This window comes from Paracoccus sp. TRP, assembly GCF_000185925.1.
GTDB classification, from domain to species: Bacteria; Pseudomonadota; Alphaproteobacteria; order Rhodobacterales; family Rhodobacteraceae; genus Paracoccus; species Paracoccus kondratievae.
The window spans coordinates 12,029-29,312 of record NZ_AEPN01000039.1 but is presented as its reverse complement, the minus strand read 5'-3'; the positions used below and the strand labels follow the sequence as shown (position 1 = coordinate 29,312).

The window sequence follows — 17,284 nt, the reverse complement described above, 5'->3', positions numbered from 1 at the left end:
GTCACGTCTCGACGGAAATCAACACCGAGGGGCTGTCGCGCTCGTTCGAAAACCGTCGGCAACTGACTGCCTATGCTGGCCTGACACGAACACCTTGGCAAGGTGTGGCTATGTGTGCCGGGAGCAGGGTGCCGGCAAATCGGGCAAGCCCAGGCTGCGAACAACGATGATCCAGGTGGCGTGGCTCTGGCTGCGCCATCAGCCTCGTTCGGAACTGAGCCGCTGGTTCCAGCAGCGTGTGGCCGGGCATGGCGGCCGCATTCGCAAGACCATGATCGCTGCTATGACGAGGAAACTGCTGGTCGCCCTGTGGAAGTATCTCACAGCCGGAGTGGTAATCGAAGGTGCTGCCATGAAGACGGTCTGACGTTCATGGCCATGATGTTCGAAGGGATCTGATCAACCCCGCCGGATCCGGGTGAGCGACCTTATTAGGGCGTGGCTTCGACAGCCGCAGAGCAGAATGGTCCCGTCCTCCCGAGCCCTCGCCCGCAGAATGCGGAATCATGGTGCAGCCGCCCTGAGCGGCAACCGTATGCGAGTTTGATACGTGCGACAGGCACGCGCACGGATCGCGAAACGGGCTTGGACCACGGATCCGGAACAACGGAAAGGACTGACGAAATGCCGGATCATACCAGTTGAAGAAAAAGTCCCCATGTGAGCCCTTGAGAGCGACTGTGGGCGGCGCCCCGCACACAGTCCAGACTCCGACATAGCGAATACCCCGCCTGACGCTCAGGCGGGGTATTCATATGGGGATCCACCGGCTATCGGGTCAGGCGCGGCGGGCCTCTTTCCCCTCAAGCCCCAGCAGCCTCAGCGCCTTGCGCACCTGCTCTTCGACCGGCAGCGCCATATCGACCACCGTGCCATCTTCGTCGGGGCCAAGCAGCTCCAATGTCGCCAGCTGGGAATCCAGCAGCTTGGCCGGAAAGAAATGCCCTTCACGGTGCGAAAGACGGCTTTCCAGCAGTTCGCGCGAACCGTGAACATGCAGAAAGCGCACGACCGGTGCGCCCGTGCGCAGAATGTCACGATAAGCGCGCTTGAGCGACGAGCTGCCCATGACCGAGGACTGGCGCTGCGCCTCATTGCGGGCGATCTCTGTGGCCAGCGCCCGCAGCCAGGGTTCGCGGTCGGCATCATCCAAGGGGATGCCAGCCCGCATTTTGGCAACATTGGCCTCGGGGTGGAAACTGTCACCCTCGACAAAGGGCCAGCCCAGATGGCGGGCCAGCGCCTCTCCGGTGGTGCTTTTCCCGGCGCCCGAAACGCCCATCACCACGATATGTTGCACCGCCCCGCTCACAGCAGCCACCATCCGATCAGGGCAAAGCCAAAGGCGATGGTGCCCAGCAATGTCTCCATCACTGTCCAGGTTTTCAGTGTCGTCTTTTCATCCATCTCAAGGAAACGGCCAACCAGCCAGAAACCCGAGTCATTGAAGTGGCTCAGCACCGTTGCGCCACCTGCAATCGCCACCACGAGAAAGCAACGGTCGAACTCGCTAAGCCCCTGGGTCGCGGCAACCGTCGGCGCGATCAGTCCGGCGGTCGTGGTCAGCGCCACCGTGGCCGAGCCCTGCGCCACCCGCAGCGCCATCGAGATGACAAAGGCAGCGACGATCAGCGGCATGCCCACCGTGGCAAGGCTTGAGGCCAGCGCCTCGCCGATACCGCTGGCGCGCAGCACACCGCCGAACATGCCGCCCGCCCCGGTGACGAGGATGATCGAGCAGATCGGGCCCAGCGCGCTGTCCATAATACGCTCAATCTCGGCGGGGGTACGGCCCTGGCTCAGCAGTGCCATGGCGACAAGCACGGTGATCAGCAGCGCAACCGGCGTCTGGCCGATCAGCCGCAGCACTGTGACCCAGCCCGCATCGCCGCTGACCACGCCCATGGTCGCCAGCGTGCTCAGCCCGGTGTTGAGAAAGATCAGCGCCAGCGGCAAAAGCAGCACGAGCATCACCGTGCCAAAGCTTGGCGGGACACGGTCGTGGTTCACAGCTTCATCCGCGCCAAGCAGCTTTGGAATCGGCAGTTCAAACCGCCGCCCGGCCCAGAGCCCGAACAGATAGCTGCCGAAATACCAGGTCGGCAGGGCAACGATCAGCCCGACCAGCACCAGAAGCCCGATATCGGCCCCCAGCAGATCGCCTGCCGCAACCGGTCCCGGATGCGGGGGCACCAGCGCGTGCATGACTGCAAACGCGCCCGCCGCCGGAAAGGCGTAAAGCAGCACCGAGCCACCGAACCGATAGGCGACGCTAAAGATGATCGGCAGCATCACCACCAGACCGGCATCGAAAAAGATCGGAAAGCCGAAAAGCAGCGAGGCAACGCCCAGCGCAAAGGGCGCTCGGTTGGCCCCGAATTTACCGATCAGCCGGTCGGCAAGCACCTGCGCACCGCCGGTAACCTCAAGCAACCGGCCGATCATGGCGCCAAAGCCGACGAGCAGCGCCACCGTGGCCAGCGTCGAGCCAAAGCCCTGCAACAGCGTCGGGATGACATCGGCCAGGGGAATACCCGCGACCATGGCGGTCAAAAGGCTAACCAGCACCAGAGAAACAAAGGCATGCAGCCGAAACCGCATGATCAGGACCAGCAGGACCAGCACCGCTGCCGCAGCGATAAGCAGCAGCGTGGTCGTGCTGTGAACGGGCTCGACGGGATTCATGGAACTCCTCCAGCGAATGGTCGTGGGACGGTCTGTAAACTTGGTTCTGCCGCGCCACGCCCTTCGCAGCTTGTGACGGTCAGATGAAAGTTAGCGTTAACGAATGTGACGAAAAAGGTTAAGATGCCTCGAAACGGGACCGCGAAGCAGCGGCAAGATCGTGCAACAAGCGCATCTCATCCGACAGCGCCAGTTCCAGCGCGGCCTCGGGACCAGAGATCACGCCGGGGTCCTCTTGCCCGTCCAGCATCACCTCGCGGTCTTCCAGCCAGCGCAGAATCTGGGCCCGGACGCTTTCGGACGAAAGATCCAGCAGTTTCTGAAACATTCGGCGATGCGCGATCACGCGACCCTCAAGCCCGTCGATGCGGGCTGTCAGCTTGTCGATCCTGTCCATGCCCTTCTCCCTGTCGTTGCGGGATTTGATGATGGCATGGATGCCGGAACCGGCAAAGCCATTCAGTTGCGCGGGGTCAGGCTCCCGCCCTCGATCCGGCGCAGCGAAATCTCCAGCCGGGCCTCGGCCGCGATGATCTCGGCCCGGACGCGTTGGGTATAAACCATGTGATCGCGGGCAGCGCGGGCTGCCGCCTCGGGGTCGCGTGCCATGATGGTGTTGTAGATAGCGCGATGCTGGCTGCGCAGCACCTCGCGCACCTCGGGCCGGGCATAAAGCTTTTCCCGGTTGTGAAAGACGCCCTTGCGCAACATGCCCGACAGCGCGCGCATGATCTGGAGCAGCACGATATTATGACTGGCCTCATAGACGGCGACATGCAGATCGACATCCGCCTCGGCCTCGTCGCGGAAATCGGCCTTGTCATGGGCCTCGTCGATCCGCTCCATACAGCGGGTCAGGGTGGCACGATCAACATCATTGGCACGGGTTGCGGCCAGATTGGCCGCCATCCCCTCAAGCGTGCCGCGCAGCTCAAGATAGTCGTCCACCACCTCTGGGCGTGAGGCCATCAGAACGATCAACGGATCAGTAATGCTGGTCGCCAGCGGCGCCACCCGGCGCGCGCCGCCCGGTTCGGCGACGATCAGCCCCTTGTCTTCAAGCATGCGGATCCCCTGACGCAGCGTCGGGCGCGAAACGTTCAGCCGCAGCGCCAGCTCACGCTCGGCCAAAAGCGAATCCCCAGGACGAAGCGAACCTTCCAGAATCAGGTCCTCGATATGCCGTGCGGTTGTCTCTGCGGCTGAGATGCCTTTGTTCACTTCGCTCGCCATGCCCATTCCCCTGCGGATCGCCGAAATTTCAGAAGGTTAACCGGCGGCGCCCGGTCGAAGAGATTATCCATAGCACCGGGCCGGGCGCAATGGATTCTCCGCTTGACCCGATTGGTAAAATCATTTTACCAATAAATTGGGGTGGGTAAAATGAACTGATCAATTCTTATGCCTGACATGGGACCGATACCGCCCAGACAGACAAGAACGGGAGGGGGGGGAAAGCCATGACGCGACCCGGCGACGCCAGGCCAGCCGCAGACCGCACCCGGCTGCTGGACCAGTTGCGCCAGATCGTAGGGCGCGCTCATGTGCTGACCGCGCCCCGGACAACGCGCCGCTATACCCGTGGCTTTCGTTATGGCGAGGGGCCGGTCGCGGCAGTGGTGCGCCCCGGCTCTCTGGTCGAAATGTGGCGGGTGCTGAACGCCGCCATCGCCTCGGGCCGGGCCGTGATCCTGCAGGCCGCGAATACCGGGCTGACCGGCGGTTCGACCCCCTGGGGACAGGATTACGACCGCGAGATCGTGCTGATTTCAGTCATGCGGCTAAAGGGCATCCACCTGCTGGGCGGGGGCGATCAGGTGCTGTGCCTGCCGGGCGCCACGCTGGATGCGCTGGAAAAACGCCTGCGCCCGCTGGGACGTGAGCCGCATTCGGTGATCGGCTCGTCCTGCATCGGTGCTTCGGTTCTTGGCGGGATCTGCAACAACTCGGGCGGCGCACTGATCCAGCGCGGCCCCGCCTATACCGAGATGAGCCTTTACGCCGAGGTACGCGCCGACGGTTCGGTCGCGCTCGTCAACCATCTGGGGCTTGATCTGGGTGACGACCCCGAAGAGATCCTCGCCCGCATCGAGACCGGCGATCTGCCCGTGCCCGCGCCGACCGACGCCTGGGCCTCGGACCGCGAATATGCCGATCATGTCCGCGATATCGAGGCGGACACCCCGGCCCGGTTCAACGCCGACCCACGCCGCCTGCGCGAGGCCGCGGGCTGTGCGGGAAAGCTGGCGGTCTTTGCCGTGCGGCTCGACACATTCAAGGCGGAAAAGGAAACTGCGGTCTTTTACATCGGCACCAACGACCCCGACGAACTGACCGGGATTCGCCGTCATATCCTTGCCAGTTTCCGTCACCTGCCCATTGCCGGGGAATATATCCACCGCGAGGCCTATGACGTCGCGGCCAAATACGGCAAGGACACCTTCCTGTTCATCCGCCACGCCGGCACCGACCGCATGCCAGCCTTTTTTTCCGCCAAGTCACGGATGGATGCGCTGACCGAACGCCTTGGCCTTGGCTCAACCCTGTCGGATCGGCTGGCGCAGGCCGTTGCTTCGCTGGCGCCCCAGCATCTGCCCCGGCGCATGAACGAATTCCGTGACCGCTACGAACACCACCTGCTTTTGCGCATGGGCGGGGCGGGCATTGCCGAGGCGCGCGACTATCTTGGCAGCATTTTCCCCTCGGCTCAGGGGGACATGTTCGAATGCAACCCGGATGAGGGGACGGCCGCCTTTCTGCACCGCTTTGCCGTCGCCGGCGCGGCGGTTCGTTACCGCGCGATCCACGCCCGCGAGGTCGAGGATATCGTCGCGCTGGACATCGCCCTGCGCCGCAACGACCGCGACTGGGTCGAGCGGCTGCCGCCCGAACTGGCCGACAAAATCGAGAAGAAACTCTATTACGGCCATTTCTTCTGCCACGTCTTCCATCAGGATTACGTGGTGAAAAAGGGCCACGACTGCATCGCTGTCGAACATGAGATGTGGCGCCTGCTTGACCAGCGCAGTGCCGAATACCCGGCCGAACACAATGTCGGTCATCTCTATCACGCCAAGCCGGAGCTCGCGGGCTTTTATCGGCAGCTCGACCCCACAAACAGCATGAACCCCGGCATCGGCCAGACCTCGAAATGCGCGCATTGGCAATAAGCGGGCCCTGAACCGCCGGCCCCGCGCCAGCAGGAACCATCAGGAGAGGAGAGAGGGAGGAAAGACATGCAGTCCCGCCGCGCCCGGATCGCCGGCGTCGCGTTCACAATGCTTCATCTGGACAGCCAAAGCAGCAGCCCGGTCGCGCCGCATCGCACCGCGCTGACATAGCTGCCATGACAGGGAACATTTCATGATCTGGTCACAGATATACGATCCATTCGGCAATATGGTCCTGTCGACCATCGCTGCCGCCATTCCGGTGCTGGTGCTTCTGGGCGCCATCGGTATTTTCGAGATCCGCGCCCATATCGCCGCCATGCTGGGCCTGGTCACCGCGCTGGCCGTGGCGATCGTCGGCTTTGGCATGCCGGTCGGTCTGGCCGGGATGTCCGCCGTCTATGGCGCAGCCTATGGCCTGATGCCGATCGGATGGATCATCCTGAACGTCATCTTTCTTTACCAGCTTACCAACGAAAAGGGCGAGTTCGATGTGCTGCGACACTCGATCCGCAACATCTCGGACGACCGGCGGATGCAGCTTTTGTTCATCGCCTTCAGCTTTGGTGCGTTTTTCGAGGGCGCGGCAGGGTTCGGCACACCGGTCGCGGTAACCGCAGCCATGCTGATGGGTCTGGGCTTTTCGCCTCTGTCAGCCGCAGGCCTGTCGCTGATCGCCAATACGGCACCTGTCGCCTATGGCGCGCTTGGGACACCGGTGATCGCGCTTTCGGCCGTCACCGGACTGGACCTGATGGAACTTTCGGCCATGATCGGTCGTCAGCTGCCGTTCTTTTCCGTCATCGTACCCTTCTGGCTGATCTGGGCCTTTGTCGGCTTCCGCCGCATGATCGAGGTCTGGCCGGCGCTGCTGGTTGCCGGGGTTTCTTTCGCGGTGCCGCAATACCTCGTCTCGAACTTTCACGGGCCGTGGCTGGTGGACATCATCGCGGCGATAAGCTCGATGCTGTGTCTGGCCGGTTTCCTGCGTGTGTGGCGGCCAAAGAACCCGATCACCGAAGCGCCGCGCGACTGGTCCTCGGACGAGGTCAGGGACGGTACTGAAGAGGGCTCTGATGCCGCGGTCGTGGGCCGATCAGTGCTGAAAGCCTGGATGCCCTGGGTGATCCTGTCGATCTTTGTCTTCCTGTGGGGTGTCCCGCAGATGAAGGCGTTGCTTGACGGCATCTGGAGCGCCAAGATCCCGATCGCAGGTCTGGACGGCCTGGTCCAGAAAGTGCCCCCGGTCGCCCCCGAACCCCATGCCGAGGCCGCGGTCTTCAGCTTCAACATCCTGTCGATGACCGGGACCGGCATTCTGCTGTCGGCGCTCGTCTCGGGGATTTTGCTGGGCTATAGCCCGATGGCCCTGCTGCGGATGTATGGCCGGACCTTCTGGATGATCCGCTTTTCGCTGATCACCATCGCCTGCATGCTGGCCCTTGGTTATGTCACGCGCTACTCGGGCCTTGATGCGACCATGGGTCTGGCGTTTGCCAATACCGGCTGGCTTTATCCATTCTTTGGCACGCTGCTTGGCTGGCTGGGGGTTGCCGTCACCGGCTCGGACACGGCATCGAACGTGCTGTTTGGCGGGCTGCAAAAGGTCACCGCACAGCAGCTGAACCTGAACCCGGTTCTGATGGCCGCCGCGAACTCGTCAGGCGGGGTGATGGGCAAGATGATCGACGCCCAGTCGATCGTCGTCGCCTCGACCGCGACCAAATGGTACGGGCGCGAAGGTTCGATCCTGCGCTTTGTGTTCTTCCATTCGGTGGCACTGGCGGCGCTGGTCGGCGTGCTGGTCATGGCCCAGGCCTATCTGCCGCCCTTTAGCGGGATGGTGCCCGAAGCACCGCCCATCACCGCCCCGGCCGATTGAGGCCAGAGCCTTGCGAAACGGACCGGGGGCGCTGCCCCCGGACCCCCGGGATATTTACCCACGAAAGAAGCAAAGGGCGCAGCCATGTCCGCACAGCCAAAGCCCAGGGTCGGTTTGTTCGTCACCTGCCTTGTCGATGCCATCCGTCCTCAGATCGGCTTTGCCGCCCTTGAACTGCTGGAAAAGGCCGGGTGCGAGGTCGAGGTACCGCAGGTTCAGACCTGTTGCGGCCAGCCAGCGCTGAACAGCGGCAATGACCGCAATGCCGCCTTACTTGCCCGTCAGACGATTGCCGCCTTTGAGGGGTATGACTATGTTGTCCTGCCTTCGGGTTCCTGCGCGGCAACCATGGTCCATGGCTATCCCGAGCTTCTGGCGGACGACCCGGACTGGACCGGACGCGCCCGGGCCATGGCAGCCAAGACCCATGAGATCACAAGTTTTCTGCATGACGTCTTGGGCTATGTGCCACAGGGCGTGCGGCTGGAGGCATCGGCGACCTATCACGACAGCTGCTCGGGCCTGCGCGACCTGGGTGTCGCCGAACAGCCCCGTGCGCTGCTGTCCCATGTCGAGGGGCTGAACATGCGTGGGCTGCCGGGCAATGATGTTTGTTGCGGCTTTGGCGGGACGTTCTGCGTGAAATACCCGGACATCTCGAATGCCATCGTTACCGAAAAGGCCGAGGCCATCGAGGGAACCGGAGCAGATATCCTGCTGGCCGGCGATCTGGGCTGTTTGATGAACATGGCCGGCAAGCTGCATCGTCGCGGCGCGCGGACCCGCTGTTTTCACACCATCGAGGTGCTGGCCGGACGTGCCGGGGGACCAGCCATCGGCGAGGAGGCGTCATGACCGCTCGTTTCAAGGACCGCGTCGCGGCTGCGCTGGCCGATCCGGTGCTGAAGCTTGCCATCGACCGCACCACGGGCAATGCCGAGCGCAAGCGCGCCGCGGCCGTCGCCGACTTTCCCCAATTCGGGGCCGCCCGTGCCCGGGGTCAGGCGATCAAGGATCACGTCATCGCCCATCTCGACCATTATCTGGAGATGTTCGAGAGAAACGCCACCGCCCGTGGCACACAGGTCCATTGGGCAGCCGATGATGCCGAGGCCCGCGCGATCGTCACCAATATCTGCCTGGCGGCCAATGCGCGGCGGGTCACACGTTCCAAGTCCATGCTGGGCGAAGAAATCGGCCTGCCCCATGCCCTTGCCGATGCGGGGATCGAGCGGGTCGAGACCGATCTTGCAGAACATATCATCCAGCTTGCCGGAGAGCATCCCTCGCACATCATCTGGCCCGCCATGCATCGCACGCGCGAGCAGGTGGCCGAGCTGTTCAAGACCGCTCACCAGCCACCGCCCGCGGCCGAGGACCCGGCGACCATGGTGCAAAGCGCGCGTCGGGTGCTGCGGGAAAAGTTCCTTTCGGCTGATGTCGGCATCTCGGGTGCGAATTTCCTGATCGCCGATACCGGGGCCACCTGCACGGTCACGAATGAGGGCAATGCCGAGCTGACCACCACCCCTCCGCGCATCCATATCGTCACCGCCGGGATCGAGAAGCTGGTCCCCTCGACCGCGCATGCATTTGCACTGTTGCGCCTGCTGGTCCGCTCGGCCACCGGGGGCGAGATGACGCAATACACAACCTTTCACGCCGGGCCCAGACGCACGGGCGATGCCGACGGTCCGGAAGAGATGCATATCGTCCTGGTCGATAACGGCCGCACGAAAATGCTGGCGAACGAGTTTCGCGACATGCTGCGCTGTATCCGCTGCGGGGCGTGCATGAACCATTGCGTAGTCTATCGCCAGATCGGGGGACATGCCTATGGCGGGACTTATCCGGGGCCCATGGGCTCGGTCCTGACGCCGGTGCTGGACGGGCTTGCCATCTCGCGCGATCTGCCAAACGCCTGCACCATGAACGGCCGCTGCGCCGAGGTCTGCCCGGTCGGGATCCCGCTACCAACGCTGCTGCGCGCCTGGCGACGCCGTAGCTGGCGCGAGGGGCTTGAGCCTGCACCGGTCCGCGCCGGGATCGGTCTTTGGGCGCAGTTCGCCCGCCGCCCCCGGCTTTACCGGCTTGCGACCCGGTTGGGGCTGCGCGTCCTGCGGCTGTTTGGCAGATCCGGCTGGATCTCGCGCCTGCCGCTGGCCCGGGGTTGGACCGATTACCGCGATATGCCGCGACCAGCGGCGAAAAGCTTTATGGATCAGTACCGGGCTGAACAAAGGGCCCGCAAATGACCGTCCGCGACCGTATCCTGTCCGCCATCCGCGCCACGCTTGGCCCCGGCAAACCGGCCAATGAGATCGCCGTCGAGGCCGCCTTGCTGCTTGAGCCGGTGGACACGGCACGCCCGGCGCTTGTCGCCCCCGCCCTGCCCGATGCCTTTGCGCAAAAGGCCGCAGCCCTTGGCACCACCATCGACCGTGTGTCCGGCATGGCCGGGGTGCCGCAGGCGGCTGCGCGCTATCTTAAGGCGCATGGCCTTCCACCCCGCCTTGCCATGCAACCTACGCCCGAACTTTCCGCGCTGGACTGGGCAGGCATCACCCCCAGCCCGCAGATCGCCCCGGACGAGCCCGCCGCCCTTGGCCTTGCACTATGTGGCATTGCCGAAAGCGGCTCGCTCGTCATCCATTCGGGGCCCGGGAATCCGATTCTGTTGTCCTTTCTGCCGCTGCATCATATCGTGGTGCTGCGTGAGGCCACCCTGCTGCCGTATCTTGAGGATTATGCCGCCCGCCTGTCGCCGCAGCAGGTGCCGCGCAATGCGATCCTCATCACGGGGCCCAGCGGCACGACCGATATTGAAGGCAGTTATGTGCGCGGCGCGCATGGGCCGGGCTTTCTGCATGTGATCCTTGTCAGCGGGGCGGGCTGACCCGAGCCACGATTTGTCCTAGCATGGCGGTAATGACATGAGGCCGCCATGCCCGACGCCCCGAAATCGCAAGAAACCGCGCGCGAGCATTTCCTGCTCTTTGTTGCGATCCCGCCGCCCGATGCGGCCGCAGAGATGGAGACCGTCTGGCATCTGGCCGAGCGACGCGACCGCTTTCGCCGCTCAACACTGCATATGACCATCCTGCCGGTGCTGCGCAGCCCGCAGTTTGAACCGTGCCTTGCAAAAGGACTGGCGCATGCGGTCGAGGGGCTGGATTTTCCGGCCTTTGATCTGGTGCTCGACCTGCTGACCACCTTTGGCCCGCCGCGACGACGCGACCGGCCGCTGGTGCTCGCCGGACGCCAGATCAACCCCGCACCCGACGCGCTGTGCCAGCAGCTGTGGCAGCGCCTTGCCGGTGCCGGGCTGGCCGTCGCCCGTCACCAGGTCACGCCGCATGTAACCCTGGCCTATGGCAAGCCGCTGCCCCCCGCAGGGATTGCCGTGCCCCCTGTCCGCTGGCGGGTGAATGAGCTGGTTCTGATCGACAGCTTGCAGGGATTGGGGCGACATGTGCCTTTGGCGCGCTGGCCGCTGACCTGAAGCGTTATCGACAATCTCCTTTGCTCACCTTATCCATGAGGCCATGAGCGCGGGATCAGAAGAAACCTTGGCCGTCCGCATCAGCCGTGTGCTGGCGGACCGGATCGTATCGGGCGAAATCGGCCCCGGCGAACGGCTGCGCCAGGACCGCATTGCCGAGGAATTCGGGGCAAGCCACGTCCCCGTACGCGAGGCTTTTCGTCGGCTTGAGGCGCAGGGGCTGGCGATCAGCGAACCGCGCCGGGGCGTGCGTGTCGCGGCCTTTGATCTGCCCGAGGTCAAGGAAGTGGCCGAGATGCGCGCCGCGCTTGAGGAACTTGCCCTGCGTCATGCCGCCCCGCACCTGACCCCGGCAATTCTTAACGCCGCCGAAGAGGCGACCAAGGCCGGCGACGCCTCGCGCGATGTCCGTTCGTGGGAGGCCGCGAACCGCCGTTTTCACAAGCTGATCCTGACCCCCTGCGCCATGCCGCGGCTGCTGGCGGCGATCGACGATCTGCATGCGGCCAGCGCCCGTTTCCTTTTCGCCGCATGGCAGTCGAATTGGGAAACACGCACCGATCATGACCACCGGGCCATTCTGGCTGCGCTGCGCAAAGGGGACGTGGACAGCGCCTGCGCCACCCTTGCCCGGCATGTGCGCTGGATTGGCCGCCGTCCCGCAACCGGTGGCGGCGACAAGCAGCGCGAGGCCTTTGCCATCGTCGGCTAATCCTGTCTTTCGGCAACCAGCCAGCTTGCCACATAGGTCAGGCTAACGCCCTTGGGCGTCCGGTATCGCATCTCATACCGCGCCATGAAATCGCGCAGTGCGCCCGGCGCGCGGATCTGTCCCGCGCAACCGTTGACCCCGGTGGCCCGCAGATGGCGCAGCACCTCTTGCGCGCCAGGAAACTGCAGCGGCATTCGCCATTCCCCCGCGCCATGAACCCGCCATCCGGGTGGCAACAGCGCCGCCATCTGCGCCCCGGTCAGGTATGAGGGCGCCGCACCCCGGCTGCCCAGCGCCTGCAGTTCAGGAAAATGGCCGGGCGCGAAACCTGACAGGGCAAGCCACCCTCTGGCATCGGCCGTGGCGCATAGCCGGGTGATGACTTGCGCCGGATCTGCAACCCATTGGATCATCGAGGCCGAAGCCACAAGATCCACCCCGTCGGGCAGCACCACCTGCGCGATATCACCCGGCAGATAGTCGGCCTTTATGCCCGCCAGTCCGGGCGCGGCCAGATCGTTCAGCCATAACCGACGCGGAGCAAGGTTCAGCAGATGCCGGGTCAGATGACCCGAGCCATACCCGGCCTCAAGCACGTTTTCCGGATGGTGGTCGGGTGCGGCATGGCGATAGGCGGTGAAAAGCTGTGCCGCGATCCGGCGCTGCGCCAATGACGCACGGTCGTAGGTTTCGGCAGAGCGTGCAAAGGACCGCGCCACCCGCCCGGTCAACGCGTTCATCCCAGCACCTCGGACCAATCGTGCCACAGGACAAAGGGGTTGTGCCCGCAGTCAAGCTCTTGCACCGCTTCGTGCCAGCCCTGCCACGCGCGCCGCAGGTTCTGCAGCGGAAAGATGCGGTCGGCAGCCCCCAGCCAGATGCGATCAAAGGTCGGGACCTGCCCGGCCTCGCGGGCCATTACCGCCCGCAGCTCTGTGCCCAATGCCTGCAAATCGGCGTCACCGGGCACCGGGCACCCCGCCCGACGCGCGAATTGCTGCAATGAGCGTGCCGACAGATTCTCTGCCGTCGCCCTGACGATCTGGCGCGGGATGCCCAGATCGTCGTCACAAGGCGACCAAGATCCGCAAACTGCCACCTTGCGGCGAAACCCGCCAGGCTCCGGCAGATGACAGGCGGCCGCAACGCCAAATGACCATGCGACCAGATCCGTCGCCGCATATCCCTGAGGCCAGCACGGCCCAGCAAGGTCGCGGTAATCGGACAGAACCAGCACATCCGCCGCGCCCTGCAAATGCCGGAACGGCGCCGCCCCGACAGCCCAGCCGGTCAGAACCACGATCAGGTGATCAGCGCCCGTGCGGCGCAGCCATTCGGCCTTCATTCCTGCCACCCGGCGATCCGGACCATGGCGGCACAGATACGCGCGACCTCATCGGGCCCGCAGACAAAGGGTGGCATGCAATAAAGCAGCCGTCCAAAGGGCCGCAGCCAAACCCCGCTTTCCCGGCAGAAAGCGTGGACGCGGGCCATGTCCAGCGGCTGCCGCATCTCGATCACGCCAATCGCGCCCAGAACACGCACGTCCTGGACCGCGGGCAGGTCGCGCACCGGGGCAAGGCCCTGACGCAAGCCGGCCCCGATCTCGGCGACCTGTGCTTGCCAGTGCCCCTCGGCCAGCAGATCAAGACTGGCGCAGGCGACCGAACAGGCCAGCGGATTGCCCATGAACGTCGGCCCATGCATCAGCACCGGCGCGGGACCGTCCGCAATCGCCTCGGCCACGCGACGTGAGGCGACGGTCACGGCAAAGCTCATCATCCCCCCGGTCAGCGCCTTGCCCAGACACAGAATGTCCGGCACTACGCCCGCCCGCTCCAGTGCGAATAACGTGCCGGTGCGGCCAAAACCGGTGGCGATCTCGTCAAGGATCAAAAGCACCCCATGCCGGTCGCATAACGTCCTGAGACCCGAAAGCCAGCGCGGATGGTAAAACCACATGCCGCCCGCGCCCTGCACGACCGGCTCGACTATAAAAGCTGCGATTTCATAGGCTTTTTTGGCAAACAACGCCTCGACTGCGCCCAGCCCGTTCCGGGCCGGATCCTCGTCCCATTCCGCGCCAAAGGGGATGGGCGGGCGCGGCACGAAATGCTGCACCTGCAGGGCCGCGCCGAATTGGCTGTGCATGCCGGTGACCGGGTCGCAAAGGCTCATCGCCTTCCACGTATCGCCGTAATATCCCCCGCGGGCCGAGGCAAAATGCATCCGCCCGCCCTGCCCCAGCCCAATCTGGGCCTGCAAGGCCATCTTCAGCGCCACCTCAACCGCGACCGAGCCGCTGTCGCTGTAAAACACCCGGTCAAGCCCCGGGGGCAGCATCCCCACCAACCGTCGTGCCAGCCCGACCGCAGGGGCATGTGTCAGCCCGCCGAACATCACATGCGGCAGGTGCTGCAACTGCTTTTGCATCGCCGCGACCAGCCGGGGGTGACGGTGACCATACGCCGCCGCCCACCACGAGGACATCGCGTCGATCATCCGCACCCCGTCAGCAAGTTGCAGCCAAACCCCTTCGGCCGCGACAACCTCATGCACCGGGCCGGGTTCACGCATCGAGGCATAGGGATGCCAGACGTGCTGCTGGTCAAATTCCAGATCGCGCATCACATCGCCCCCCGGATCGTGCCGACATCTATGCCGGTAAATGCGGCCTCCAGCGCCTCGGGCGTCACCCGATCAAGTCGTGGCAGCCGCCCCAGATCGCGCACCGCGCCAATCTCGCAGATAACCTGACGGCTATCCCTGGCCTCATCGCCGATAAAGGCCACGCCCGCGACCCTGCACCCCGCCGCACGCAGCGCCGCCAGCGATAAAAGCGTGTGGTTGATGGTGCCAAGCACAGTCCGGCTGCACAGAACCACCGGCGCGTGCCATTCGGCGATCACCTGTAAGTACAGCATTTCCCGGGTCAAAGGCACCATCAGCCCCCCTGCGCCTTCGACGACAAGCGGCCCGCCGATACACGGCAGCGCCAACTGCGCGGGGTCGATCCGCACCCCTTCGTGTTCAGCCGAAAGATGGGGCGAGGCCGGCAGACGCAGCCGATAGGCCTCGGGCAGAACCGGGCGCGAGGACAAACGCGCGACGGTCTGGCTGTCCGTCTCATCCTCCAGCCCCGCCTGCACCGGCTTCCAATAACTTGCGCCAAGCGCGCGGGTCAGCCCGGCGCTGAACAGAGTCTTGCCGATGCCGGTATCGGTGCCTGTGACGATCACCGCGCTCATGCCGCCGCCCGGCCTTCTGCGGCAATGGCTGCGAAAAGCGCCGCGATATCCTTTTCTGCAACGTTCCCAGTGACCGAGACGCGCAGCCGCGCCGTCCCCTTTGGCACCGTCGGCGGGCGGATGGCACGAATATCGAAACCCTGCGCCTGCAATGCGGCGGCCATCGCCAGCGCGCGATGATCCGTGCCAAGGATCACCGGCACGATCTGGCTTTGCGCCGCAATGCCGCAAGCCCGCGCAGCCTCACGCACGAAAACCATGCGCTGCCGCGCACCCTCGGCCAGCGCGGGCTGATCCTGCAAGGCCATCAGCGAGGCCCGCAGCACCGCCGCCGACAGGGGCGCTGGCGCAGTTGCAAAGATAAAAGGCCGCGCCCGGTTCACCAGCGTCTCGATCAGCACCTTATCTGCGCAGATCAGCGCGCCCGAGGCACCCAGAGCCTTGCCCCCGGTATGCAAGGTGACCAGCGGACCGGACACCCCATGCGCCAGCCCCCTGCCCTGCGGACCAAAAACGCCGGTAGCATGGGCCTCATCCACGACCAGCACCGCATCCTCGCGCGCGGCAAGTTCGGCCAATGCGGAAAGCGGAGCCAGATCACCCTCCATCGAGTATACGCTTTCAACGGCGATCCAGACCCGGCCAGGCCCCCCCAAGGCGCGCCATTCCGCTATCACCCGGGCGGCATCAGCCGCATCATTATGGGCAAAGCTCCGGCATTCGGCCCGGCCAAGGCGCATTCCCTCATATGCGCTGGCATGGATCAGCGCGTCATGCAGGACCAGATCTCCCTGCATCGGCAGGGTCGAAAAAATGGCCTGATTGGCCTGAAAGCCGCCACCCATGTAAAGCGCAGCCTCGGCGCCGAAAAACGCGGCCGCCTCGGCCTCCAGCGCCTCATGTTCGGGATGGTTGCCGCGCAAAAGCCGCGACCCCCCTGCCCCGACAGGAACGCCGCGCCCCAGCGCATCAAGCGCCGCACGGACCAGCAACCCGGACCCCGCCAGCCCCAGATAGTCGTTCGAGGCGAAATCAAGCCCGGCTGTCGTTGCCCGCTGGCGTAACCGGCCACGCTGCGCCAGCGCATCAAGCGCCGCACGATGGCGGGGAAAGCTCATGCCGCACAGCCCTCGGCCGGCCCGTTCAGTACCTCGGCGCGCAGGCCAAGGCGGGCGAACAGCTGCGCATCCTTGTCCTCGCCGGGGTTTTCGGCGGTCAGCAGGGTGTCGCCGACAAAGATCGAATTTGCCCCCGCGAAAAAACACATCGCCTGCAATTCATCGCTCATCCCGGAGCGTCCGGCTGAAAGGCGCACATATGATTTCGGCATCAGGATGCGTGCGGTAGCGATGGTGCGCACCATCTCGATCGGATCAAGCTTTGGCGCATCGGCAAGCGGTGTCCCCGCCATCGGCATCAGCATGTTGATAGGCACCGATTGTGGCGGAACCTCCATCCCGGCAAGGGTTTCAAGCATCGAGATCCGGTCCTCGGCCGTCTCGCCCATCCCGATGATGCCACCTGCGCAGACATTGATCCCAGCCGCCTGCACCCGGTCCAGTGTATCCAGCCGGTCCTGAAAGCTGCGGGTGGTGATGATCTCGGAATAATAGCGTTCCGATGTATCAATATTATGGTTGTAATAATCCAACCCAGCATCTTTCAGCCGTAACGCCTGATCCATGTCCAGCATGCCCAGCGTCATGCAGGTCTCCATCCCCAGCGCCTTGACGCCGCGGATCATCGCCAGCACGGCTGGCATGTCCCGCTCTTTCGGCGACCGCCAGGCTGCGCCCATGCAATAACGTGTCGCGCCCGCTTCCTTTGCGCGCTTGGCCTCTGCCAGCACGCGCTGAACCTCCATCAGCTTCGATGCAGAGAGTTCCGCCCCGTTCCGTGCCGATTGCGAACAATAGGCACAGTCCTCGGGGCAGCCGCCTGTTTTGATCGAAAGCAGTTTTGAACATTGGACCAGATTCGGGTCGAAATTGGCGCGATGCACGGTTTGTGCCCTGAAAAGCAGGTCCATCAGTGGCAAATTATAGATTTCTTTAGCGCGGCACAATGGTTGCGACATGATCCCTC

17 protein-coding genes and 1 pseudogene are annotated in these 17,284 nt (G+C 64.3%); 8 read left to right on the top strand and 10 right to left on the bottom strand.

Features of this window, described 5'->3' with window-relative positions; all coding sequences use genetic code 11:
- A pseudogene (locus tag PARACOCCUSGL_RS0116310) lies at nucleotides 1–367 on the top strand (transposase); the annotation flags it as partial.
- Between the two features lie 411 nt (nucleotides 368–778).
- Here PARACOCCUSGL_RS0116310 and PARACOCCUSGL_RS0116305 read toward each other — a convergent pair.
- The 4 genes from PARACOCCUSGL_RS0116305 to PARACOCCUSGL_RS0116290 all read right to left on the bottom strand — a co-directional run bounded on the left by PARACOCCUSGL_RS0116305 (nucleotide 779) and on the right by PARACOCCUSGL_RS0116290 (nucleotide 3,918).
- Entirely contained in the window at nucleotides 779–1,321 is a 543-nt protein-coding gene (locus tag PARACOCCUSGL_RS0116305) for a gluconokinase (RefSeq protein ID WP_237701544.1), read from the bottom strand.
- Nucleotides 1,309–2,685 carry a GntP family permease gene (locus PARACOCCUSGL_RS0116300; protein ID WP_010398825.1) on the bottom strand — a complete coding sequence of 459 codons (1,377 nt, stop codon included), beginning with the start codon at nucleotides 2,683–2,685 and terminating at the stop codon, nucleotides 1,309–1,311. Before PARACOCCUSGL_RS0116300 ends, PARACOCCUSGL_RS0116305 begins: the two co-directional genes overlap by 13 nt.
- A 118-nt stretch (nucleotides 2,686–2,803) precedes the next feature.
- Nucleotides 2,804–3,082 carry a hypothetical protein gene (locus tag PARACOCCUSGL_RS0116295; protein ID WP_010398823.1) on the bottom strand — a complete coding sequence of 93 codons (279 nt, stop codon included), beginning with the start codon at nucleotides 3,080–3,082 and terminating at the stop codon, nucleotides 2,804–2,806.
- Nucleotides 3,083–3,144: 62 nt separating this feature from the next.
- On the bottom strand, nucleotides 3,145–3,918 hold the full coding sequence (locus PARACOCCUSGL_RS0116290) for an FCD domain-containing protein (protein WP_010398821.1): 774 nt from the start codon (nucleotides 3,916–3,918) through the stop codon (nucleotides 3,145–3,147).
- A gap of 227 nt (nucleotides 3,919–4,145) precedes the next feature.
- Here PARACOCCUSGL_RS0116290 and dld point away from each other — a divergent pair, with 227 nt between their 5' ends.
- From dld to PARACOCCUSGL_RS0116250, 7 genes are all read left to right on the top strand, one after another.
- Nucleotides 4,146–5,855: a D-lactate dehydrogenase gene (gene dld / locus PARACOCCUSGL_RS0116285; RefSeq protein WP_010398818.1), complete on the top strand. Its 1,710-nt coding sequence runs from the start codon at nucleotides 4,146–4,148 to the stop codon at nucleotides 5,853–5,855.
- 193 nt (nucleotides 5,856–6,048) lie between these two features.
- A complete protein-coding gene (locus PARACOCCUSGL_RS0116275) occupies nucleotides 6,049–7,737 on the top strand; it encodes an L-lactate permease (RefSeq protein WP_010398812.1) in 1,689 nt (562 codons plus the stop codon).
- An 84-nt stretch (nucleotides 7,738–7,821) separates the two neighbouring features.
- The gene (locus tag PARACOCCUSGL_RS0116270; RefSeq protein WP_010398809.1) at nucleotides 7,822–8,592 is read left to right on the top strand and encodes a (Fe-S)-binding protein; all 771 of its coding nucleotides are present in this window, start codon (nucleotides 7,822–7,824) and stop codon (nucleotides 8,590–8,592) included.
- Nucleotides 8,589–9,992 (top strand): LutB/LldF family L-lactate oxidation iron-sulfur protein, encoded by a 1,404-nt coding sequence (locus PARACOCCUSGL_RS0116265; protein WP_010398808.1) that lies wholly within the window; start codon nucleotides 8,589–8,591, stop codon nucleotides 9,990–9,992. The genes PARACOCCUSGL_RS0116270 and PARACOCCUSGL_RS0116265 overlap by 4 nt, the downstream gene beginning before the upstream one ends.
- The gene (locus tag PARACOCCUSGL_RS0116260) at nucleotides 9,989–10,633 is read left to right on the top strand and encodes an LUD domain-containing protein (RefSeq protein WP_010398807.1); all 645 of its coding nucleotides are present in this window, start codon (nucleotides 9,989–9,991) and stop codon (nucleotides 10,631–10,633) included. Before PARACOCCUSGL_RS0116265 ends, PARACOCCUSGL_RS0116260 begins: the two co-directional genes overlap by 4 nt.
- Nucleotides 10,634–10,681: 48 nt before the next feature.
- Complete coding sequence (locus tag PARACOCCUSGL_RS0116255; protein WP_010398806.1) at nucleotides 10,682–11,239, top strand: 2'-5' RNA ligase family protein; 558 nt, start codon at nucleotides 10,682–10,684, stop codon at nucleotides 11,237–11,239.
- A gap of 43 nt (nucleotides 11,240–11,282) precedes the next feature.
- Nucleotides 11,283–11,951, top strand: a complete 669-nt coding sequence (locus PARACOCCUSGL_RS0116250; protein ID WP_010398804.1) for a GntR family transcriptional regulator — start codon at nucleotides 11,283–11,285, stop codon at nucleotides 11,949–11,951.
- Here PARACOCCUSGL_RS0116250 and PARACOCCUSGL_RS0116245 read toward each other — a convergent pair.
- Genes PARACOCCUSGL_RS0116245 through bioB form a run of 6 tightly spaced genes read right to left on the bottom strand, consistent with a single transcriptional unit; the run spans nucleotide 11,948 to nucleotide 17,276 of the window.
- Nucleotides 11,948–12,691: a methyltransferase domain-containing protein gene (locus tag PARACOCCUSGL_RS0116245; RefSeq protein ID WP_010398802.1), complete on the bottom strand. Its 744-nt coding sequence runs from the start codon at nucleotides 12,689–12,691 to the stop codon at nucleotides 11,948–11,950. The genes PARACOCCUSGL_RS0116250 and PARACOCCUSGL_RS0116245 overlap by 4 nt on opposite strands.
- Complete coding sequence (locus tag PARACOCCUSGL_RS0116240; RefSeq protein WP_010398800.1) at nucleotides 12,688–13,296, bottom strand: pimeloyl-ACP methyl esterase BioG family protein; 609 nt, start codon at nucleotides 13,294–13,296, stop codon at nucleotides 12,688–12,690. The genes PARACOCCUSGL_RS0116245 and PARACOCCUSGL_RS0116240 overlap by 4 nt, the downstream gene beginning before the upstream one ends.
- Nucleotides 13,293–14,579, bottom strand: coding sequence for an adenosylmethionine--8-amino-7-oxononanoate transaminase (gene bioA, locus PARACOCCUSGL_RS0116235; RefSeq protein ID WP_010398798.1), 1,287 nt, complete (start codon nucleotides 14,577–14,579; stop codon nucleotides 13,293–13,295). The genes PARACOCCUSGL_RS0116240 and bioA overlap by 4 nt, the downstream gene beginning before the upstream one ends.
- The gene (bioD, locus tag PARACOCCUSGL_RS0116230) at nucleotides 14,579–15,199 is read right to left on the bottom strand and encodes a dethiobiotin synthase (RefSeq protein ID WP_010398797.1); all 621 of its coding nucleotides are present in this window, start codon (nucleotides 15,197–15,199) and stop codon (nucleotides 14,579–14,581) included. The genes bioA and bioD overlap by 1 nt, the downstream gene beginning before the upstream one ends.
- On the bottom strand, nucleotides 15,196–16,317 hold the full coding sequence (locus tag PARACOCCUSGL_RS0116225) for an 8-amino-7-oxononanoate synthase (RefSeq protein WP_010398795.1): 1,122 nt from the start codon (nucleotides 16,315–16,317) through the stop codon (nucleotides 15,196–15,198). The genes bioD and PARACOCCUSGL_RS0116225 overlap by 4 nt, the downstream gene beginning before the upstream one ends.
- On the bottom strand, nucleotides 16,314–17,276 hold the full coding sequence (gene bioB, locus PARACOCCUSGL_RS0116220) for a biotin synthase BioB (protein WP_029372495.1): 963 nt from the start codon (nucleotides 17,274–17,276) through the stop codon (nucleotides 16,314–16,316). The genes PARACOCCUSGL_RS0116225 and bioB overlap by 4 nt, the downstream gene beginning before the upstream one ends.
- Nucleotides 17,277–17,284: the final 8 nt, after the last annotated feature.